The organism is Adlercreutzia sp. (assembly GCF_056795635.1).
This window is the reverse complement of sequence record NZ_JBQIIT010000016.1, coordinates 17,836-38,166: the sequence shown is the minus strand read 5'-3', so window position 1 is coordinate 38,166 and position 20,331 is coordinate 17,836. Positions and strand designations below refer to the sequence as shown.

Genomic DNA, 20,331 nt, shown 5'->3' with positions numbered 1-20,331 from the left:
GCATACCTCTTTCTTGCCTATACGTAGGCTTTTCCGAATTGAATACGTGCCGGATTTAGAGGATGAACGCGAGCACGAAGCCGATGAGGGCCAGGGCCTCGGCCAGAGCGGCGCCGATGATGAAGTTGGTGAACAGACGGCCACCCACCTCGGGCTGGCGGGCGGTGCCCACGCAGCAGCCGTAGCAGGCGATGCCGATGCCCAGGCCAGGGCCGATGGTGGCCAGGCCGTAGCCGACGAGCTTCAGCGCAGCGATGACGAAAACAGTTTCCACAATTTCCTCCTTAAAGGTCGTTTTTGAGCCTGTTTCCCAAAAACACTTAACGGATATGGTCTCCGGCTTTGGAGGAGCCGGCTTAACCCAATGGGGTGCGGAGGCCTTCCAACCTCCCGGCGCCGAGGGCGCTTGGGACCCGCAGGCCCTTTGCGGCCTAGTGGGCCGACGTGGCGATCTGGATGTAGACCGCGGAGAGCACCGTGAACACGTAGGCCTGCAGGAAGGCGACGAGCGTCTCCAGGGCGTACATGGCGATGAGCAGCAGGAACCAGGGCAGCGACAGCACGCTGGAAACGGGGTCGAGCGCCTGGATGCCCACGGTGAGGAACACGCTGGAGGCCAGGGCGAAGATGCCGAGGACCATGTGGCCGGCGAACATGTTGCCGTAGAGTCGGACGGCCAGGGTCAGCCAGCGGATGCAGGTGGAGATGAGCTCCAAAAACCAGATGACCGGCACCATGGGCTTGGGCAGCCCGGCCGGAGCGAAGGACTTCAGGTAGCCCAAACCGCCCTTGGCCTTGATGCCCCAGACATTGAAGTAGATAAACGAGATGGTGGCCAGCGCCCAGGTCACCGAGATGGTGCCCGTCGGGGTCTTGCAGCCGGGGATGAGGCCCACGAAGTTCGACACGAGAATGAAGAAGAACATCGTGGCCAGAAACGGCACGTGCTTCTTGAAGCCGTGGCCGATGATGCCCTCGCCCATGTCGTTGCGCACGAACTGGTAGCCGTACTCCACGGTGTTCACGAACTTGTTCGTGGGGATGAGGGTGAGCTTCTTGGCCACCACGAGCACGATAGCGCAGGTGATGATCCAGCAGATGACCATCCAGACAATGTACTGGGTGACCCCGCCGAACACGACGGTGGGATCGAAGGATGCCTGGAGATGGGGCACCTCAGCCGAGAGAGTTGAAAGAGCGTCCACGTATCAACCTTTCCTATGCTATTTCCGGACCAGCTTGCTCACACCGAAAACGATGGCGGTGAGCGAAAGCGCCACGGCTTCCGACAGGACGAAGGGCAGCGCGAGATCGCGGGCCAGCGAGATGCAGAGAAGAGCGGCGGCGAACATGAGGATGAACGAGATGAGAAGGCAGACCATGAGCACGCCCATATGTCCGAAATTGCCCGAGTCCGTCATGTGCCTCACCCGGTACAAACCGAACACAAGCGGGGAGAACCCCACTATGCCCGTTGCCACGCCGAGTGCGATTGCCAGTGCCATACCCTGCTTCCGTTTGGGCGCCTACGCGCTGAAAACCCAATAAACCGTAACGTATGATAACGGCTCCCTAACAAATGGCACCCGAAACAACCCTTTAATTGGTGAGCGGTGAAAAGTTCGCGTGGTCGGGCGGCCCTGTGATCTGGGAAAATTGTGCACGTGCACGAAACTTGGTTGCGGCTCCCCTCAGTCGGAGGAGGCGGGTATCCCAATTCGCTCAGACAGTCCTCGCTTTGGGGAAGTGTCCACTGGACACTTCCCGTCGCTGTGGAACTCGCTCGGTTGGGACACCCGCCTCCTCCTCTATACTCAACCTTTAGTTGAGGAGAAGAGCGCGCTCTACTTCCCTACTCGCCCGTGTACTCGCGGACGAGGATGCCGGATTCGGCGAGGAGCTGTTGGGAGAGCTCGTCGGGGTACGGGTTCTGGTACACGATCTCCTTGATGCCGGCGTTGATGAGCATCTTGGCGCACACGACGCAGGGCTGGGTGTTCACATAGATGGTAGCGCCGTCGATATCGGTGCCGAAGCGGGCCGCCTGGATGATGGCGTTCTGCTCAGCGTGCAGGCCGCGGCAGATCTCGTGGCGCTGGCCGCTCGGCACGCCGAGCTGCTGGCGCAGACACCCGGTCTCGGAGCAATGGGCGAGCCCGGTGGGCACGCCGTTGTAGCCCGTGGCCAGGATGCGGCGGTCCTTCACAATGATAGCCCCCACCCCGCGGCGCAAACATGTGGTGCGCTCGGCCACCTGGTTGGCCAGGCCCATGAAGTACTCGTCCCAACTGGGGCGGTTATCCACTGACATTGGTGCTCCTTCCCATCTCGGGACGGGGTGCCCGCACTCCGCAGGCACGCCCCGCTCCGCTGTTCGCCTTCGGCGCCGATCCCTCCGGCGGAAGACCCGGCGGCTGCCCGTGCTCGGGCACGTCCTCGCTTTCGGAAATATTGGTGTGGGAATTCTACACCAGAATTTCCGAGTCTGCGGAATCTGCGCGCGGACAGCCGCCGGGTCTTTCGCCTGCGCTAGCTCAATAAAACTTACTTCGTGCCGAAGATGCGGTCGCCGGCGTCGCCGAGGCCGGGCACGATGTAGGCGCGGTCGTTCAGTCCCTCGTCGATGGAGCAGGTGTAGATGCGCACGTCGGGATCGGCGGCGAGCACTGCCTCGATGCCCTCGGGGGCGGCCACGAGCACCATGAGCTTGATGTTCTTCACGCCCTGCTTACGCAGGTACTGGATAGCCGCCACGGCCGAGCCGCCGGTGGCGAGCATCGGGTCCACCACGAGCACGTCGCGCTGGTCGATGCTGTCGGGCAGCTTGGCGTAGTACTCGTGGGGCTCGTGGGTCTCGGGGTCGCGGTACATGCCCAGATGGCCCACGAAGGTGGAGGGCATGAGTTCCTGCAGGCCGTCCACCATGCCCAAACCGGCGCGCAGGATGGGCACGATCACCATCTTCTTGCCCGCCACCTGCTTGCAGTCGGCCGTGCAGATGGGGGTCTCCACCTTCACGTCCTCCAGGGCCAGGTCGCGGGTGGCCTCGTAGCCCTCGAACAGGGCCAACTCGCGCACGAGCTGGCGGAAGTCCTTGGAGGAGGTGTTCTTGTTGCGCAGCTTCGACAGCTTGTGCTGCACCATGGGATGATCGATGACGACGACGCGGTCGTTGTACTCCATAACGCGCTTCCTTTCGTGTGGATCGAGAAGGCAGTCCCACCGGGGAAGGGCCCGGCGGCGGCTCGTGCTCGGGCAAGTCCTCGCTTTCGGAAATATTGGTGTAGGGATTTTACCCCAATATTTCCGAGTCTGCGGAATCTGCGCGCAAACCGTCGCCGGGCCCTTCCCCTGCCCTCACTTTATTGCCTAGTACTCCAGCCCCGGGTACAGCGGGTGGGCGTCCAGCAGGGCGTTCACGCGGCGGCGGACGTCGGCGAGCTTGGCCTCATCGGCGGCGTTGAACACCGTGGTGGCGATGAGCTGGCCCACCTCGTAGAAGTCCTCGGCGGTAAATCCGCGGGTGGTGGCCGCGGCGCTTCCCACGCGGATGCCGCTCGTCACGAAGGGCGAGCGCTGCTCGTTGGGGATGGAGTTCTTGTTCGCCGTGAGCCCCACGCTCTCCAGCAGCTTCTCGGCATCCTTGCCGGTGATGTCGGAAGCGGTGAGGTCTACGAGGCACAGGTGGTTGTCGGTGCCGCCGGACACGAGGCGCAGGCCGCCGTCGATCATGCCCTGGCCGAGGGTGCGGCAGTTCTCCACCACAGACTCCATATAGGTGCGGTACGCCGGGCGCAGCGCCTCGCCGAAGGCCACGGCCTTGCCGGCGATGACGTGCATGAGCGGGCCGCCCTGGGCACCGGGGAAGATGGCCTTGTTGATCTTGGCCCCCAGCTCGTCGGAGTTAGTGAGGATGAAGCCGCCGCGCGGTCCGCGCAGGGTCTTATGGCTCGTGGAAGTGACGATATCGGCATGGGGCACCGGGCTCGGGTGCAGGCCCGCGGCCACGAGGCCGGCGATGTGGGCCATGTCCACCATGAGGTAGGCACCTACGCCGTGGGCGATCTCGGCCATGCGCTCGAAGTCGATGAAGCGCGGGTAGGCCGAGGCGCCGGCCACGATCACCTTCGGACGGCATTCCTTGGCGATGCGCTCCACCTCGTCGTAGTCGATGACCTCGGTCTCGGGGTCCACGCCGTAGGAGACGATGTTGTACAGAAGCCCCGAGAAGTTCACCGGGCTGCCGTGGGTAAGGTGGCCGCCGTGATCGAGGCTCATGCCGAGCACCGTGTCGCCGGGCTCGACGATGGACAGGTAGGCGCCGAAGTTCGCGCTGGCGCCGGAATGGGGCTGCACGTTGGCGTACTTGGCGCCGTACAGCTCGCAGGCACGGTCGCGGGCCAGATCCTCCACCATATCGACCTTCTCGCAGCCGCCGTAATAGCGCTTGCCCGGGTAGCCCTCGGCGTACTTGTTAGTGAGCACGCTGCCCACGGCTTCCATAACCGCGCGGGAGGTGAAGTTCTCCGACGCGATGAGCTCCACGCTTCCGCGCTGACGGGCCAACTCAGCCCGCAGACACTCCGCTACCTGAGGGTCTTCCCCCGCGAGAAATTCCAAAGCCATAAAACCGTTCCTTCCCTTTATAGGTACCTACGCATCCAACAGGTATCTCAGTATTCCAGCATCATACGTTCTCCCTGGTTCGCCCCAGGAAGTCAGCGAGGGCTCGGCAGGTGCCTGCATCGGTGCTGAAGGGCGGCCGAGCGGCCTTTGCGCCGTGAGGGCAAGCCCTGAAGTGCAGAGGCAGGTGCCTGTCGGAGCCGCGGCGTCGGCTAGTCCGTTTGTCCGCCAGGACGAACGGACTCAAGAGCCATGATCTTCTCGACCCGTCCCGCGTGGCGACCCTCGCCGAAGGGGGTGGCGAAGAAGGTGTCCAGAATGCGCTCGTTCTCGGCCAGGGGCACGAAGCGGCCCGACAGGGTGATGAGGTTCGCGTCGTTGTGCTCGCGGGAGAGCGCGGCGAACTCGGTGTTGATGATGTTCACCGCCCGCACGCCGCGGACCTTGTTGGCCGCCACGGCCATGCCGATGCCGGTGCCGCACACGAGCACGCCGAAGTCGGCGGCGCCGTCGGCCACATCGTGGGCCACGGGCGCGGCGTAGTCGGGATAATCCACCCGATCGTCGTTGGCGGGACCGCGGTCGATGACCTCGATGCCCTTCCCCTTCAGGTAATCAACGAGGGCCTGTTTCTGCTCGAAGCCGGCGTGGTCGCTTCCGATGCTCACGCGCATGGGCGTCCGTCCTTTCCAACGCTGGGGCACAACGCTCCTATTGTATGCGCTCGGGCCCCGCGCCGCCGGGCGGAATTCCCCAACCGAGAAAAGAATCGGAAATCGGACACGGAACGCCCTAGCCCTCTTCCCCCAATTCCGCCGGATCGAAGGAGCGGACGAGATCCAAGAACTCCTGCTTCTTGTGGACGCCGAGCTTGGCGTAGAGCCGCCGGCAGTGGGTGCGGATGGTGTTCTCGGACACCACGAGGTCCTCGGCGATGCGGGTGACGGTGTTGCCCCGGGCGATCAGCTCCATGACCTCGGTCTCCCGGGCGCTCAGGCGGTAGTGGCGCTGCACGAGGGCCGCCTGCTTCGACATGCGGTCCTGCCAGACCGGCGCCGCCTGGCCCGGCCGGGGCTTCGGGGCCCGGGGCTGGAGGGCCACCAGCTCGATGCCCGTGGACCGGGCGCTGCGGTCGGCCGGCTCCTCGGCGGCGCGGCGCGAGAACAGGCGCCGGAAGCCGCCCTGGCCCACGAAGTACATGAGCCCGAGCAGGTACACCGCCGCCAGGGCGATGCCCGCCAAGGGGGCGATGCCGGCGTAGCGAATGCCCTCGGCGAAGGTGCCTCCGAGAAAGCCCACGTCATGGAGCATGTAGACGATGCAGCCGAAGAAGCCGTAGATGAAGACGGGGTTGATACCGCGGTTGCGCGAGGCCTGGGCGCACTGGATCATCATGAGCACGATGGCCACGCTGTACACCGCGTAGAGCACCGCCGCGAGCCACCGCTCGTACTCGGGCGCGAGAAAGGGCAGCAGCAGAAACGACGTGATGACGAAGGGAAAGAACGCCTGGTAGGCCCCGACAACGTCCATGTGGAGGTCCTGGTGGCGCCAGGCGATGAGCAGGGCGAGGGCCGCCACGAGGGTCGCGGCCATGGACAGCACGTTGACGAGCGAGCCCACGGAGGGGTTGCCCACGGCCAGGGAGCGCATGATGCCCGTGCAGAACCCGAGCGCCCCCACGCACAGGGCGCTGCGCCAGTAGTCGCCGATGACGCGGCGGTACACCTGGGGGTGCTCCCGGGGCACATCCTCGAACATCGGCTGATCCCGGTTGATGTCGCGGCTCTTGAGGACGATGGCCAAAGCGAACAGGGGCAGGAACACGAGCGGGATGAGGAAGGCGGTCACCGCCACGGGAATGAGGTAGAGGGCGAAGTAGAACACCGCGCCCCACACGGTGCCGCCGATGAGGTTGCGATCCCCCTCCTCCGAGGCCATGGAGGCGAAGAGGCGCTGCCAGAGCATGTAGAACCCCGCCGAGCCCAGGCCCAGCAGCGCGCCGCCGACGGCCACGAGCCGAAGGGCCCAGTCGTCGAAGTAGATGGCCCCGATGAGGCAGCACCACCCGAGGAAGTAGGGGGCGATGGTGAACTGCACGAGGAAGCTCCGCGTGGCCCGGGGCAGGAAGTAGGATCCCAGCAGGCTGGCGAGATAGCTCAAGGAGAACACGAGGGACTGGCACAGGAAGAACCAGAAGATGATGCCGCGGGTCTGGAACTCCAGGGGCAGGAAGGGGAACACGCCGCCCCAGACGCTGGCCGCGTTGATGGCAAGGAAGAGCCCGTAGCCCAGGGAAGCCGCATTGGGCTTGAGCAATCGATAGAGCAGGCTGCCGGTGATCGGCCCTCCCCCGCTGCCGTTCCCGCGTTCCATGACTTCCTCCCCACCCCGGTGCCGACCCTGTCATTGTAAAGCAAGTGCCCGAGGAAATGGGACCGACCAACCCCCTTCTGACCAGGTTTTTTCTGGAATTCACATACATTATGCGACAAGGGATGAACCTCCGTGGACTAGGATTTCGCCATTCCCGGCACCGCGCGGCCGCTCTTGAGGGGGCGCGCGGGCGGGAAGGTTCTCACGGCCGCGGGAGAGCGCGGCCGCCGTACCCACGAGGAAGAGAAAGAGGAGGGACGCAATGTCTAAGGAACTGAGTCGCCGCACCTTCGTCCAGGGTTCCGCCCTGGCCGGCCTCGGTGCCGCCACCCTCGGTGGCGCCACGCTGTTCGGCTGCTCGTCCGAGCTCGCCGAGACGGGAGCCGATGGGAAGGCCGAGCCGGCGCCGGTGGAGGAGAAGATCGTCTGGAACCACTGCGCCATCAACTGCCCGGGCCGCTGCGCGCTCAAGCTCCACGTCGTCGACGACGAGATCGTGCGCGTGGAGACCTACGCCGCCGACAGCGACGACATGGACGACATCCAGCCCCGTGCCTGCCTGCGCGGCCGCGCCTATCGCGCCTGGGTGAACCACCCCGACCGCATCAACTACCCCATGAAGCGAGCCGAGGGCTCCAAGCGCGGCGAGGGCAAGTACGAGCAGATCACCTGGGACGAGGCCATCGAGATCATCGCCCGCAACTACCAGGAGGTCATCGACAACTACGGGCCCGAGGCCGTGTACATGAACTACTGCACCGGCAACTACGGCGTGACCGCCCGCCCGTGGTTCCGCCTGCTGAACTCGCTCGGCAACGGGTACCTGGCCTTCTACGGCAACTACTCCCTGGCCCAGCTCATGTGGATCACCCCCTACATCTTCGGCGCCAGCGTGGGCGCGGGCTCGTCCCTGTCGGCCGCCCGCGATTCCGACCTGGTGCTCATGTTCGGCACGAGCCCCGTGGAGACGCGCCAGGGCGGCGCGGTGTCCCACCACGACTACGTGGCCATGCGCGAGATGACCAAGGGTAAGATCTACGTGATCGATCCCCGCTTCAACGACTCCCTGGCCGGCCGCTCCGACGAGTGGCTGCCCATCAACCCCGGCACCGACGCGGCCCTCGTGGCGGCCATCGCCCATGAGCTCATCGCGAACAACCAGGTGGACAAGGAATTCCTGGACACCTACTGCGTCGGCTTCGACGAGGCCACCCTGCCTGCCTCGGCCCAGGGCCAGCATAAGTCCTACCAGGACTACATCATGGGCACCGGCTACGACAAGGTGGAGAAGACGCCGGAATGGGCCGCCCCCATCACCGGCATCGCCGCCGACAAGATCCGCGCCCTGGCCGGCGAGATCGCCGCGGCAGAGGCCCTGTTCGTCGACCAGGGCTGGGGCCCGCAGCGCCGCAGCAACGGTGAGATGACCGGCTGGTCCATCTGCATGCTGCCCATCCTCACGGGCAACATCGGCCTGCCGGGCACGAGCAACGGCCTGCGCGAGGGCTCCTACAGCGTCAACCTCACCAGCATGCCCGACGGCGAGAACCCCGTGAAGGCGAAGATCTCGGTGTTCTCCATGGTGGACGCCATCGACCGCGGCCACGAGATGACCGAGAAGGCCGACGGCGTGACCGGCGTCGACCAGCTGCCCTGCGACATCAAGTTCGTCATCAACTACGCAGGCAACTGCATCACGAACCAGAACTCCGACATCAACTGGGTCCACGACGTGATGTCCGACGAGAGCAAGTGCCAGTTCGTGCTCGGCTCCGACATCCTCATGACCGACTCGCTCAAGTACTCCGACGTCATCCTCCCCGACCTGTTCCGCCTCGAGCAGCCCTCCATGATCGGCACGGGCGGCGACGGCGGCTACATGCTCGCCGGCTCCGAGCCCTACGCGCCGAAGTTCGAGCGCAAGAGCGCCTACGACGCCGCCGCTCTCATCGCCGCGGCGCTCGGCAAGGAGGAGGCCTTCACCGAAGGCAAGACCCAGGAGGACTGGCTCCGGGAGTGCTACGAGACCTCCCGTGAGAAGGATCCCGAGCTGCCCACCTACGAAGAGGCCATGGAAATGGGCGTCTACACCCGCAAGAACCCGGCCGGCGCCGTCATCGCCATGGCCGAGTTCCGCGCCGACCCCGTGGCCAACCCCCTGGACACCCCCTCGGGCAAGATCGAGATCTACTCCGAGGCCCTGGCCGACTACATCGCGGCCCACGAGTTCGCCGACGACGACTTCGTGGCCCCCATCCCGGTCTACGCCCCCGAGTGGTACGGCGCCGAGACCGTCACCGACGAGTTCCCCCTCCAGCTGTCCGGCTTCCACTACCGGGGCCGCCTGCACTCGTCCTGGGGCGGCGTGGAGATCCTGAAGGAGCTGAACCCCCAGGAGGCCTGGATCAACCCGGCCGACGCCGCCGAGCGCGGCATCGAGCAGGGCGATACCGTCCGCGTGGAGAACCAGTTCGGCGCCATGGAGCTGCTGGCCAAGGTGACGCCCCGCGTCATCCCCGGCACCGTGGCCTGCGCCCAGGGCGCCTGGCACGACGCCGACATGAACGGCGACCGCGTGGACAAGGGCGGCTGCATCAACACCCTGACCACCCATCGCCCCTCGCCCTTCGCCAAGGGCAACCCCCAGCACACCAACATCTGCCAGGTCACCAAGGCCTAGGGCCGCGCGCACGGAAAGGATGAGACATCATGGCACAACTTGCTTTCTACTTCGACGGCACGCGCTGCACCGGCTGCAAGACCTGCGTGTTCGCCTGCAAGGATAAGAACAACCTGGACACGGGGCTGGCCTACCGCCGCGTCTGGGAGTACACCGGCGGCACCACCGAGAAGGGCGCCGACGGCACCTGCACCACCTCCTGCTTCAGCTACTACACCTCGGTCAGCTGCAACCACTGCGACAAGCCCATCTGCATGGCGAACTGTCCCCAGGGCGCCATCAGCAAGGACGACGAGACCGGGCTCATGGCCGTGGACGCCGAGTCCTGCATCGGCTGCGGCACCTGCGTGAACGCCTGCCCCTACGGCGCCCCGAAGGTGGATCCCGAGACGGTGAAGGCCGTGCGCTGCGACGGCTGCGCCGACCTGGTGGCCGCCGGCGAGCTGCCCGCCTGCGTCATGGCCTGTCCGGCCCGGGCCCTGAAGTTCGGCGACGCCGGGGCCATGGCGGCCCTCGGCGAGCGCGGAGCGGTGGCCCCGCTGCCCGATCCGGCCGAGACCGAGCCGAACTACTTCATGACCCCGACGGCCGATGCCCGCGCCGCCGGCTCCGACGAGGGCTTCATCGGCAATCCCCTCGAAGTGGCCTAAGGGCCGCGACCCCGACCGAGGGAAACGAACGGCCGGGCGCCGCAACGACGTCTTTCAGGCGCTTTTCGGGCGGGGGTGCGCTACCATGGGCGCCCCCGCCCCGTTTTTCCGCCGCGCGGCCCTAAGGCGCGCGGCTTCGCGAGAGGAGGTGCGCACCCCATGGCCCAGCTCGGGTTCTTCTTCGACGGCTCCCGCTGCACCGGCTGCAAGACCTGCGTCGTCGCCTGCAAGGACGGTTTCGACCTGGGAGTCGGCGTGGCGTTTCGCCGCGTCTACGAGTGTGTGGAGGGCCGCACCGAGAAGGACGGGGCGGGCATCTGCTCCACCACCTGCCGCGTCTTCTACCTCTCTCTCGGCTGCAACCACTGCTCCCGCCCCGTCTGCATCGAGGTATGCCCCACCCAGGCCATGGCCAAGGACGAGGCCACGGGGCTGGTGGCCGTGAACACCCGGAAGTGCATCGGCTGCGGCTACTGCCACCTCGCCTGCCCCTACAACGCCCCTCAGGTGGACAAGAGCCGGGGCCACTCGGTGAAGTGCGAGGGCTGTCCCGACCGTCTCGCCGCCGGCGAGGCGCCCCTCTGCGTGCTGGCCTGCCCCGCCCGGGCCCTCGGGTTCGGCACCGCCGAGGCCATGGCCGCTCGGGGAGAGAGGGCGGCCACCCCTCCCCTGCCGCCGGCCGAGGAGACCTGTCCGAACCTCTATATCAAGCCCAGCCGCGACGGCCGGGCCGCCGGCGACGGCGTGGCCATCGGCAACGTCGCCGAAACCCGTTAGGACGCCCCGTGATCGGACTCGACACCGCCCTCGGCGAGATAACCCTCGTCCTGTTCACCACCCTCGCGCCAGCCGGGGCCATGGCCCTGCTGCTCATGGGGCTGCCCATTCTGAGCGGCCGGGCTTCCTGGGCCGAGGTGCGGCGCATCAGCACCTACCTGTGCCTGCCGCTCATCGTGTCCATGGTGGGGCTCGTGGCCTCGGCCACCCATCTGGGCAGTCCCGCCAACGCCCTCTACGTCTTCGCGGCCGTGGGCTCCTCCCCGCTGTCCAACGAAGTGCTCTGCGCCGTCATCTTCCTCATGCTCGGCGGCCTCTACTGGCTCTACTCGTTCCGCCGCGCCCCCAGCCCCCGCCTGCTGCGCCTGTGGATCGGCGCCATCGATCTGGCGGCCCTGGCGTTCATCGCCGCCGTGGGCCTGGCCTACTCCGCCCGTACCATCATCTCCTGGAACCTGTGGGAAGTGCCCGTGGCCATTGCGGCCAACGCCCTCATGGGCGGCCCGCTGGTGGCCCTGGCCAGCTATGCCGTGGGACGCTGCACCTCTCTGACAGCGCGCCGGGCCAAGGGCCTCGCCGCGCTCGCGGCCGGGGCTCTAGCGGCGAGCGTTGCGGTGTACGGGTTGCAGGGGGTCGATCTCGGGAGCGTGGGCAACGCCGTGGCCTCCGTGACCGACCTCGTGCCCGCCTATGGGGCGGCCGTCGCAGCCTTCGCCCTGCTGGGTGCCGGCGGCATCGTCATCGCCTGGCGGGCGACGCGGAACCTTCCGGCCGACGGCACCCCGCCCGAAGGCGCAATCCGCTACCAGCTCGTGGGGCGCCTCTGCACGGCGGCGGCCCTCGGCCTGGCGGCCATCTTCGTCATGCGGTTCTGCTTCTATCTGGCCCACCTGACCGTGGGCCTGGGGGTGTAGGCGCCGAGCGGTTCAACCCGCCGTGGCCCTTTCGCCGCCCTAGCTGCGTACCCGGACCACGGCGTCGCGCCAGCGAGCGAGGCGGACGGCGCGGGCAGCCTCGTCGAAGGTGGGCAGGAAGCGCTCCTCCCCTTCCCGCAAAGCCGAAAGCGCCGCCGTATCGGGCCAGAAACCCGTGGCCAGACCGGCCAGAAACGCCGCTCCCAGAGCCGTGGTCTCGGCGTTGGCCGGGCGGCGCAGTGACACCCCCAGCATGTCGGCCTGGAACTGCATGAGGAAGTCGTTGGCCGCAGCGCCCCCGTCAACGTTCAGCACCGACAGCGGCAAGCGCGCATCCTCGGTCATGGCCTGTACCAGGTCGCACACCTGGTAGGCGAGGGATTCCAAGGCCGCCCGCACGATGTGGGCGCGACCGGCCCCGCGGGTAAGCCCCAGGATGGCGCCGCGGGCATCAGCGTCCCACCAGGGCGCCCCCAGACCCGTGAAGGCCGGCACCACGACCACGCCCTCGGTGCTCGGCACGCTGCGGGCGATGGCATCGACCTCGGCCACGCTGTCGATGATGCCGAGCTCGTCGCGCAGCCACTGGATGAGGGCGCCGGCCATGAACACGCTGCCCTCCAGGGCGTACTCGGTGCCCTTCGTGCCCGGGGCCGAGGCGGCCACGGTGGTGATGAGGCCCTTGGTGCTCGCGCAGGCCTCCTTCCCCGTGTGCATGAGCAGAAAGCAGCCGGTGCCGTAGGTGTTCTTCGCCTGGCCCGGCTCGAAGCAGCACTGGCCGAACAGGGCCGCCTGCTGGTCGCCGGCCACGCCCCGAATGGGAATGCCCTGCACGAGACCGGGGTTCGCCGTCACGCCGAAGTCGCCGGCCGAGGGGCGCACCTCGGGCATGAGGGAGGCGGGAATGCCGAAGAGCTCCAGCAAGTAGGGATCCCAGCAGCCCTCGTGGATGTTGTAGAGCATGGTGCGGCTCGCATTGGTCACGTCGGTGGCATGCACGGCCCCGTAGGTGAGCTTCCAGATGAGCCAGCTGTCGACGGTGCCGAAGGCGAGCTCGCCGGCCTCAGCCTTAGCGCGGGCCCCGGGCACCTCCCCCAGGATCCAGGCGATCTTGCTCGCCGAGAAGTAGGCGTCGGGCACAAGGCCCGTGCGCGCGGTGATCTCGGCGGCCACAACCGGGTCGCTCGCGAGGGCCTCCACCATGGGGGCCGTGCGCCGGCACTGCCACACGATGGCGTTCGCGATGGGCTCGCCGGTGGCGCGGTCCCACACCACCGTGGTCTCGCGCTGGTTGGTGATGCCGACCGAATCGATCTCGGCCGGGCTCACACTGTAGGTGAGCAAGAGCTCGGTCAAGGCGCCCAGCTGGGACGACAGGATGTCGTGAGGGTCGTGCTCCACCCAACCCGGCTGGGGGTACAGCTGCGGAAAGGGCCGCTGCACGCTGCCCACGGCCCGTCCGCCGCGATCGATGAGCATGGCCCGGGACGATGTGGTGCCCTGATCGAGCGCGATGACGTATTTCTTCACGGACATCTCCTCCTGTTGCTACTTGCGGCTCACCGCCAATCGGAGCCGCCGGGTATTCCGATTCGCTCAGACAGTCCTCGCTTTGGAGAACAGCCCACCGGGCTGTTCTCGTCGCTGCGGAACTCGCTCGGTCGGAACACCCGACGTCTCCTCTACGCTCGGCCTTCGCTGTGGGCGTTTATCCATTCCAGGATATAGTCGTACACTTCTTCTTTGCCGAGCTCGTTGAGGATCTCGTGGCGCATGCCAGGGAAGAGCTTCAGGGTCACGTCCTCGGCGCCGGCGGCCTCCATGGACTCGGCGGCCCGGGCCACGCCGCGGCCGCAGTTCCCTACCGGGTCGGCATCGCCGGCCACGAAGAGCAGGGGCACCTCGTGAGGCGTGGCCCGGTAGGCCGCGGGGCTGTTAGCGCGAGCGGCCAGCTCGGTCAAGGTGGCGTAGGCGCCGGCCGAGAACATGAAGCCCGCGCGCTCGTCGGCGATAAAGGCATCCACGACCGCCGGGTCGCGGGAGAGCCAGTCGAAGGGCGTGCGCGCATCCTTCACCTGATGGCTGTAGGCGCCGTCGGCCAGGCTGTGCAGAAGCTTGCTTTTGTAGTCGGCCCCGCGCATCCTGACGATGGCGCGAGCGAGCACGTTGCCCGCCGCAGCCACGACCTCAGGCTGGTTGGCCGTGCCGCAGAGGACGGCACCGGCAAGCCCCTTCCCGAAGCGCGGCAGGTAGTTGCGCAGCACGAGGGAGCCCATGGAGTGGCCGAACATGAAATAGGGCACCTCGACCGCCACCTGCTGGCTCACGAGCAGGCGCAGCGACTGCACATCGGCCACGAGCGCGTCACCGCCGCGCACCGGGTGCATGCGTCCGCGATGGGCCGCAGTGGGAGCCGTGTCGCCATGGCCCACGTGGTCGTGGCCGCACACCAGGTAGCCGGCATCGGCGAGGCAGCGGGCGAAGTCGTCATAACGGCCGATATGCTCGGCCATGCCGTGGATGAGCTGCACCACGCCCCGGGGGCGGAAGGTGCCGAGGCTCTTCCCCGCCCCCTGGGCGCGATCCTCCTGCAAGGAGGCGGGCAGCCACAGCACGGCGTGCACCGCGCTCTCCCCATCGGCGGAGTCGAACGTGAAGTCGATGGGGTCGAGAGAGGCCATGGCGCTATCGGGTGGGGCGCCGGCAGCAACGACAGCGGACCCGATCGCGGCAGCCGCCGGCTCGCCGGTCTCGCTGATCGGCGAATCGCCGGTTACGGAATTAGTCATGGGAGCACTCCTCCAAATCGCGGGAACTGATGGGGCCGCATCGCAGCACGCTCGGCTTGACGGTCGTGCAATCGATCACCGTCGAGGCCAATCCGCCGCCACTGACGCCGCACGCGCCCCCAAGGACGCCGGCTGTGCGGGAAACCAGATCGCCATCGAGCAGCTCGGGCAAGGCGGCCGCGGGAGCGCCCGACAGGTTCGCCGAGGTAACAGCCAAGGGGCAACCCACGGCCCGAATGAGGGCGAGCACCTCCGGAGAGGCCGGCATGCGCAGGCCGATGGTGCCCTCCGGCGAGCGGAAGGGGGCCGGCACCGCCTCGGAGGCCGGCACCACCAGGGTGAGGCCGCCGGGCCAGAAGCGCCGGGCCAGCCGGTGCACCCAGGGATGCACGGCCGTACCGTAGCGGTCGAGGGCCGCCGGGCCTTCCACGAGCCACGCCACGGCCTTGCCGGCGGGGCGCCCCTTCAGGCGGAAGAGCACGCCGGGATCATCCACGGCATCCACGGCCACCCCCACCCCGTACACGGTGTCGGTGGGCATGACCACCGCCTCGCCGGCGGCCAGGGCGCCCGCAGCCTCATCCACGGTCAGGAACTTCACGATGGGATCACCTCGCATTCTGAGACGATGGCCTCGGCCACGCGCAGGCCGTCCACGGCGGCGCTCATGATGCCGCCAGCGTAGCCAGCCCCCTCCCCGCAGGGGTAGAGGCCGGCGATGTTCGATTGGAAGCCCCCGTCGCGCTCGACGCGCACGGGGCTCGAGCTGCGGGCCTCCACGGCGGTCATGACCGCCTCGGGGCTCGCGAAGCCCCGCAGCTTGCGGTCGAGGGCCGGCAGAGCCTCGACCAGGGCATCGGCCACGAAGGGCGGCAGGCACCGGCGCAGGTCGGTCCAGGCCACGCCCCGCGGGTAGGTGGGACGCACCGTGGCAGACGGCCCTGCCGACGCCGAGCCAGCCAGGAAGCTGCCGACGGTCTGGGCCGGGGCCGTGTAGGGCGCAGTACCCCCCACGCATCCGATCTCGAAGGCGGCCCGCTCCAGGGCGCGCTGGAAGGCAATGCCGGCCAGGGGATCGTCGCCAGGCAGATCGTCGGGACGCACCTCCACGAGCAGGGCGGCGTTGGCGTTGACGCCGGCGCGGGCGTGGCGGCTCATGCCGTTCACGCACAGATGCCCCGCCTCGCTGGCCGCGGCCACCACATCCCCGCCCGGGCACATGCAGAAGCTGTAGACCCCGCGCCCATCATCGGTCTTCACGGCCAGCTTGTAGTCGGCCGTCCCGAGGGCCGGATGGGCCGCGGCCGGGCCGTACTGGGCCTCGTTCACGAGGGCCTGGGGGTGCTCGATGCGCACGCCCACGGCGAAGGGCTTGCGGGCAAGGCTCGCGCCGAGGCGGCCGAGCAGATCGAAAGTGTCCCGGGCCGAATGGCCGCAGGCCACCACAATACGGTCGGTCGGAACCGTCTCGGTGCGCCCCGTGGGCTCATCGACGAGAACGGCGCCAGTCACGCGCCCGTCTTCTACCGCCACGTCGGCCAGGCGCGTGAGGAAGCGCACCTCGCCGCCGGCCGCCTCGATGGCCCGGCGCAGGTTGCGCACCACGCCCGTCAGAAGATCGGTGCCGATATGGGGCTTCGCGTCCACGAGGATGTCCGCTGGAGCCCCGGCCTCCACGAAGGCCTCCAGCACATGGCGGATGTGCGGGCTCCTGATGCCCGTGTTCAGCTTGCCGTCGGAGAACGTGCCGGCACCCCCTTCGCCGAACTGGATGTTCGTGCGCTCGTCGAGGGGAGCGCCCGTATTGAAGGCTTCCACGATGGCCACGCGCTCGTCCACGGCGGCCCCGCGCTCCACCACGAGCGGCGCCAGACCGGCCCGGGCCAGGTACAGAGCGCAGAACAGCCCCGCCGGCCCCGTGCCCACGACGATAGGGCGCGTCTCGCCGCCGGCAACGGCGGCCACGGCCAGAGGCGGCGTCGGCTCGAAGGGGCGCACGGCCACGCCCTTCGCCGGCGCGGGCACTGCCCCGTCGGCCAGGGCCGCGGCCACGGTCACCACCCCGTGCACGTTCGCCTTCTTGCGCGCATCGATGGAGCGCTTGAGCAGCCGTACCTCGGCAAGGGCCGTCGCCTTTACCCCAAGGGCCCGGGCCACTTCCCGACGGAAGAGACCTTCGTTTGCGGGAAGCAGCGCGTCAAGGGATACGGGAATGTTCGATGCCTGGATCATCGCCGCCCCCGCTTTCCCGAACCAGCAGGCTCCGAGCGGGGCGAGGGGGTCCGCGCGCAGTTCCGCAGCGACTGCGACAGTCCTGGGGACTGTCGCACCAAGCGAGGACTGTCTGAGCACGGCGCCCCCTCGCCCCGCTCGGAGCCGGAGGAGACTGCCAGCCCTTCCGCAGCACTCGCGCCGGCGAGCAGGCCCGAGGCCCAGGCCCAGTGCAGGTTGTAGCCGCCGCAGGGGGCGTCCACGTCCAGGGCCTCGCCCACCACGTAGAGCCCCGGCACGGCGCGCAGCGCGCAGGAGGCGGCATCCACGGCCTCTACGGCCACGCCGCCGCGGTGCACCTGGCACTGGCGCACATCACCGAGACCCGTCACCGGCAGCGTGAGCCCCTTGAGCACGGCGGCCACCAGGGCAACCTCGGCCACGGCCGCCGGGGCCTTCCCCTTGAGCCCCGCGGCGGCCAGCAGCACGTCGGCCACGGGGGCCAGCACCATGCCGCGCAGCATATCGTCCCACGTTACTTCCCGGCCGAGGGCGGCCCGTAGGGCCTTTCGGCGGTCACGCAGGAACGCCTCGGTACGGTCGGCGGCCAGGGCCGGGAGGAAGTCCACGGCCAATACGTCGCCCGGTTCGGCCAGACGGCTCAGGTTGAAGGCGGCGATGCCCGACACGCCGTACTTGCGGAACATCACCTCCCCCACCTCCCGCGCCATGACGGCTCCCCCACGGCGCAGTTCCAGGGCCCCGCGCACGCGGATATTATCGAGGGGGCGGCACCAGCGGGTCTCGGTGGCAAGGGGCCCCAGCGTGGGCGTGGGCTCGACGAAGGGCAGCCCTTCCGGCAGAAGGATGCGTGCAACGGTGCCGCCGACGGCGACGATGACCGCGTCGGCCCGCTCGAAGCGCCCATCGGCCAGGCGCAGGGCGAAGGGGCGCCCCGGCCCGCGCGGCGGCTCTACGGCGGCCACGGCGCTCTCGCAGCGCTCTTCCACACCCAAGGCGGCGCAGGACGCCCGCAGGCAATCGAGCACCGAGGTGGCCTTGTTCGCAAGGGGATACAGGCGCCCCTCCCCCTCTTCGCGCCACAGCAGGCCGTGCTCGGCGAAGAATCGCAGCACCACATTGGCGGAACCGGGGCCGGCGGCTCCGTCGCCTTCCGCGCCGGTGCCCTTCGCCTCCAGGGCCTCCCAAGCCGCAGCCACGAAATCGCCGTGGCGGTAGAGGGCCGCGTCGGGCCGTGCGTTCGAGAAGTTGCAGCGCCCGTTGCCCGTGGCCAGAATGGAGCGGCCCACCCGGTCGGACGCCTCGTACACCACGACGGCCTCTGCCGCCCCGGGCGCGCGGGCGGCCTCTGCCGCCGCCACCGCTGCTGCAAGCCCCGCCGCGCCGCCGCCTATGATTGCCACCGTCTTCGCCTCGCGCATACCGCTTCCGCCCGTTCGCCTTCCCATGCAACTTATGCTAGAATGAGGCCAACGGACCAGCCTGAGGTGATGTGCAGGCGGCACCGTCGTTTAGTTGGGACCGCTAGCACGAACTAGCGGTCCTTCCCATGTTGGCCCCTCCTGAGCGTCTCGGAGAACGCAACCGCCTCCCTCAGCAACCCGACAACAGCTGTCACCAGGCGCACGATGAAAACGAAGACGTCCAAGCGATTCACCTCCTCTCGAAAAAGAAGGCACCGCCTGGCGCTCAGGACTTACGGCCCGTCGACCATCTGGCCATTCTAACACGAGCGCCCTGCATGGCAGAGCGCTCGTCCGTCACACCATATTTTGCAGAATGATTACTTGCTGTCCAACTGGGGAATGGGAGTCTCGTCGCGCTCGTCGAGGTTCTTCTCGTAGACGTAGTGGCGCGTCTCTTTGGCGATCAGGCCCGAGAGCAGCAGCACCATGATGATGTTGGGAATGGCCATGAGCGCGTTGGTGATGTCGGAGACCGTCCAGACCACCTCGCCCACGCCGATGGCGCCGAGGAAGGCCACGAGCACGTAGAGCACCTGGTAGGGGCGGATGGCGCGCTTGCCGAACAGGTAGGTGACGCAGCGGTTGCCGTAGTAGCTCCAGCCCAGGATGGTGGAGTAGGCGAACAGGATCATGCCGAAGATGAGGATGGGCGTGCCGATGTAGGGAATACTCGCGAAGGCGGCGCTGGACAGCTGGGCGCCAGCGCTGATGTTGCCGGCCATGACCTCGGCCTGCAAATCGGCGTTGCCGAGCATGGTGGACACGAGCACGAGGCCCGTGAGCAGGCAGATGATGACCGTGTCCCAGAAGGTGCCGGTCATGGACACGAGGGCCTGGCGGGCCGGGTTGCGCGTGGCGGCCGCCGACGCCACGATGGGCGCCGAGCCGAGGCCCGACTCATTGGAGAACAGGCCGCGGGCGCAGCCGAACTGGAGGGCCAGCATGAGGCCGCTGCCCAACGCGCCGCCGAAGGCCGCTTTGGCCGTGAAGGCGCTCTCCACGATGAGGCACAGGGCCGGCCAGACGAACTCCCAGTTCATGCCCAAGATAACGACGCAGCCCCAGATGTAGGCGATGGCCATGAAGGGCACGAGCTTCTCGCATACGTTCGAGATGACCTTCACGCCGCCGAAGATGACGATGGACACCATGATGACGATGGCTAGGCCGATGCCCCAGGCCGGCACGCCGGGCAGATTCGTGGCGATGACCTCGGTCATGGCGGAGGACTGTACCGCGCTTCCGATGCCGAAGGACGCGATGCCCGCGAACAGGGCGAAGGCACCGGCGCCGAGCAGGGCCCACCAGGGAGTATGACCGTTCTTGTCGGTAAATCCGCGCTTCCAGGCGTACATGGCGCCGCCGAGCATGTCGCCGTTGTGGTCCTTGACGCGGTACTTCACCGCGGCGAAGGTCTCGGAGTACTTCGTGGCGATGCCGAAGACGCCGGTGATCCACATCCAGAACACCGCGCCCGGGCCGCCGGCGATGATGGCCGTGCCCACGCCGACGATGTTGCCGGTGCCGATGGTGGCCGACAGGGCCGTGCACAAGGCGCCGAACTGGCTGATGTCACCGGGGGCGTCGGGGTCCTTGGTCACCGACAGCTTGATGGCCGTCGGCAGCTTCCGCTGGATGAACCCGGTTCGGAAGGTCAGGAAGATGTGGCTGCCCAGCAGCAGCACGAGCATCGGCGGCCCCCACACGAAGCCGTCGATGGCGTTGATGGCGTTCACGATCATATCCATGAATCGCTTCTCCTCTCCTACGGGCGCGTTGGCACGAGGCCCGCGAGCGTAAGGCCCCCAAGCCCCATCGCGGTCC

At 67.8% G+C, this 20,331-nt stretch carries 18 protein-coding genes; 4 read left to right on the top strand and 14 right to left on the bottom strand.

All coding sequences use genetic code 11. The annotated features are described in order from the left end of the window. Positions 1-55 precede the first annotated feature (55 nt). The 8 genes from atpE to ACTOXK_RS09360 all read right to left on the bottom strand — a co-directional run bounded on the left by atpE (position 56) and on the right by ACTOXK_RS09360 (position 6,999). Positions 56-274 (bottom strand): ATP synthase F0 subunit C, encoded by a 219-nt coding sequence (atpE, locus tag ACTOXK_RS09395; protein WP_022739598.1) that lies wholly within the window; start codon positions 272-274, stop codon positions 56-58. A gap of 157 nt (positions 275-431) precedes the next feature. Next, entirely contained in the window at positions 432-1,205 is a 774-nt protein-coding gene (gene atpB / locus ACTOXK_RS09390; protein ID WP_135970892.1) for a F0F1 ATP synthase subunit A, read from the bottom strand. Positions 1,206-1,223: 18 nt separating this feature from the next. Continuing rightward, on the bottom strand, positions 1,224-1,505 hold the full coding sequence (locus ACTOXK_RS09385) for a hypothetical protein (RefSeq protein WP_482278718.1): 282 nt from the start codon (positions 1,503-1,505) through the stop codon (positions 1,224-1,226). A gap of 347 nt (positions 1,506-1,852) precedes the next feature. Beyond that, entirely contained in the window at positions 1,853-2,311 is a 459-nt protein-coding gene (locus ACTOXK_RS09380; RefSeq protein ID WP_482278717.1) for a deoxycytidylate deaminase, read from the bottom strand. Between the two features lie 233 nt (positions 2,312-2,544). Continuing rightward, positions 2,545-3,183: a uracil phosphoribosyltransferase gene (gene upp / locus ACTOXK_RS09375; RefSeq protein WP_482278716.1), complete on the bottom strand. Its 639-nt coding sequence runs from the start codon at positions 3,181-3,183 to the stop codon at positions 2,545-2,547. Between the two features lie 186 nt (positions 3,184-3,369). Beyond that, on the bottom strand, positions 3,370-4,626 hold the full coding sequence (gene glyA / locus ACTOXK_RS09370; protein ID WP_482279326.1) for a serine hydroxymethyltransferase: 1,257 nt from the start codon (positions 4,624-4,626) through the stop codon (positions 3,370-3,372). 209 nt (positions 4,627-4,835) lie between these two features. Then, complete coding sequence (gene rpiB, locus ACTOXK_RS09365; protein ID WP_482276744.1) at positions 4,836-5,297, bottom strand: ribose 5-phosphate isomerase B; 462 nt, start codon at positions 5,295-5,297, stop codon at positions 4,836-4,838. Between the two features lie 118 nt (positions 5,298-5,415). Further along, positions 5,416-6,999: a helix-turn-helix transcriptional regulator gene (locus ACTOXK_RS09360; RefSeq protein ID WP_482276743.1), complete on the bottom strand. Its 1,584-nt coding sequence runs from the start codon at positions 6,997-6,999 to the stop codon at positions 5,416-5,418. A gap of 262 nt (positions 7,000-7,261) precedes the next feature. Between ACTOXK_RS09360 and ACTOXK_RS09355 the strand changes: the two genes are divergently transcribed. The 4 genes from ACTOXK_RS09355 (at position 7,262) to ACTOXK_RS09340 (ending at position 12,020) form a co-directional block, all read left to right on the top strand. After that, positions 7,262-9,679 carry a DMSO/selenate family reductase complex A subunit gene (locus ACTOXK_RS09355; RefSeq protein ID WP_482276742.1) on the top strand — a complete coding sequence of 806 codons (2,418 nt, stop codon included), beginning with the start codon at positions 7,262-7,264 and terminating at the stop codon, positions 9,677-9,679. A gap of 29 nt (positions 9,680-9,708) precedes the next feature. Then, on the top strand, positions 9,709-10,329 hold the full coding sequence (locus tag ACTOXK_RS09350) for a 4Fe-4S dicluster domain-containing protein (RefSeq protein ID WP_482276741.1): 621 nt from the start codon (positions 9,709-9,711) through the stop codon (positions 10,327-10,329). A gap of 159 nt (positions 10,330-10,488) precedes the next feature. Next, complete coding sequence (locus ACTOXK_RS09345) at positions 10,489-11,106, top strand: 4Fe-4S dicluster domain-containing protein (RefSeq protein ID WP_482276740.1); 618 nt, start codon at positions 10,489-10,491, stop codon at positions 11,104-11,106. Between the two features lie 8 nt (positions 11,107-11,114). Then, positions 11,115-12,020 (top strand): dimethyl sulfoxide reductase anchor subunit family protein, encoded by a 906-nt coding sequence (locus ACTOXK_RS09340; protein ID WP_482276739.1) that lies wholly within the window; start codon positions 11,115-11,117, stop codon positions 12,018-12,020. Between the two features lie 39 nt (positions 12,021-12,059). On the opposite strand, the gene glpK is transcribed toward ACTOXK_RS09340, so the two are convergent. From glpK to ACTOXK_RS09310, 6 genes are all read right to left on the bottom strand, one after another. After that, complete coding sequence (gene glpK / locus ACTOXK_RS09335; RefSeq protein ID WP_482276738.1) at positions 12,060-13,550, bottom strand: glycerol kinase GlpK; 1,491 nt, start codon at positions 13,548-13,550, stop codon at positions 12,060-12,062. A gap of 152 nt (positions 13,551-13,702) precedes the next feature. Next, a complete protein-coding gene (locus ACTOXK_RS09330; RefSeq protein WP_482276737.1) occupies positions 13,703-14,809 on the bottom strand; it encodes an alpha/beta fold hydrolase in 1,107 nt (368 codons plus the stop codon). Further along, complete coding sequence (locus ACTOXK_RS09325) at positions 14,802-15,410, bottom strand: L-threonylcarbamoyladenylate synthase (protein ID WP_482276736.1); 609 nt, start codon at positions 15,408-15,410, stop codon at positions 14,802-14,804. The genes ACTOXK_RS09330 and ACTOXK_RS09325 overlap by 8 nt, the downstream gene beginning before the upstream one ends. Further along, the gene (locus tag ACTOXK_RS09320; RefSeq protein WP_482276735.1) at positions 15,407-17,041 is read right to left on the bottom strand and encodes an NAD(P)/FAD-dependent oxidoreductase; all 1,635 of its coding nucleotides are present in this window, start codon (positions 17,039-17,041) and stop codon (positions 15,407-15,409) included. Before ACTOXK_RS09320 ends, ACTOXK_RS09325 begins: the two co-directional genes overlap by 4 nt. Next, on the bottom strand, positions 17,038-18,444 hold the full coding sequence (locus ACTOXK_RS09315) for an aminoacetone oxidase family FAD-binding enzyme (RefSeq protein ID WP_482276734.1): 1,407 nt from the start codon (positions 18,442-18,444) through the stop codon (positions 17,038-17,040). Before ACTOXK_RS09315 ends, ACTOXK_RS09320 begins: the two co-directional genes overlap by 4 nt. Before the next feature lie 380 nt (positions 18,445-18,824). After that, positions 18,825-20,255, bottom strand: coding sequence for an alanine/glycine:cation symporter family protein (locus tag ACTOXK_RS09310; RefSeq protein WP_482276733.1), 1,431 nt, complete (start codon positions 20,253-20,255; stop codon positions 18,825-18,827). Positions 20,256-20,331 lie beyond the last annotated feature (76 nt).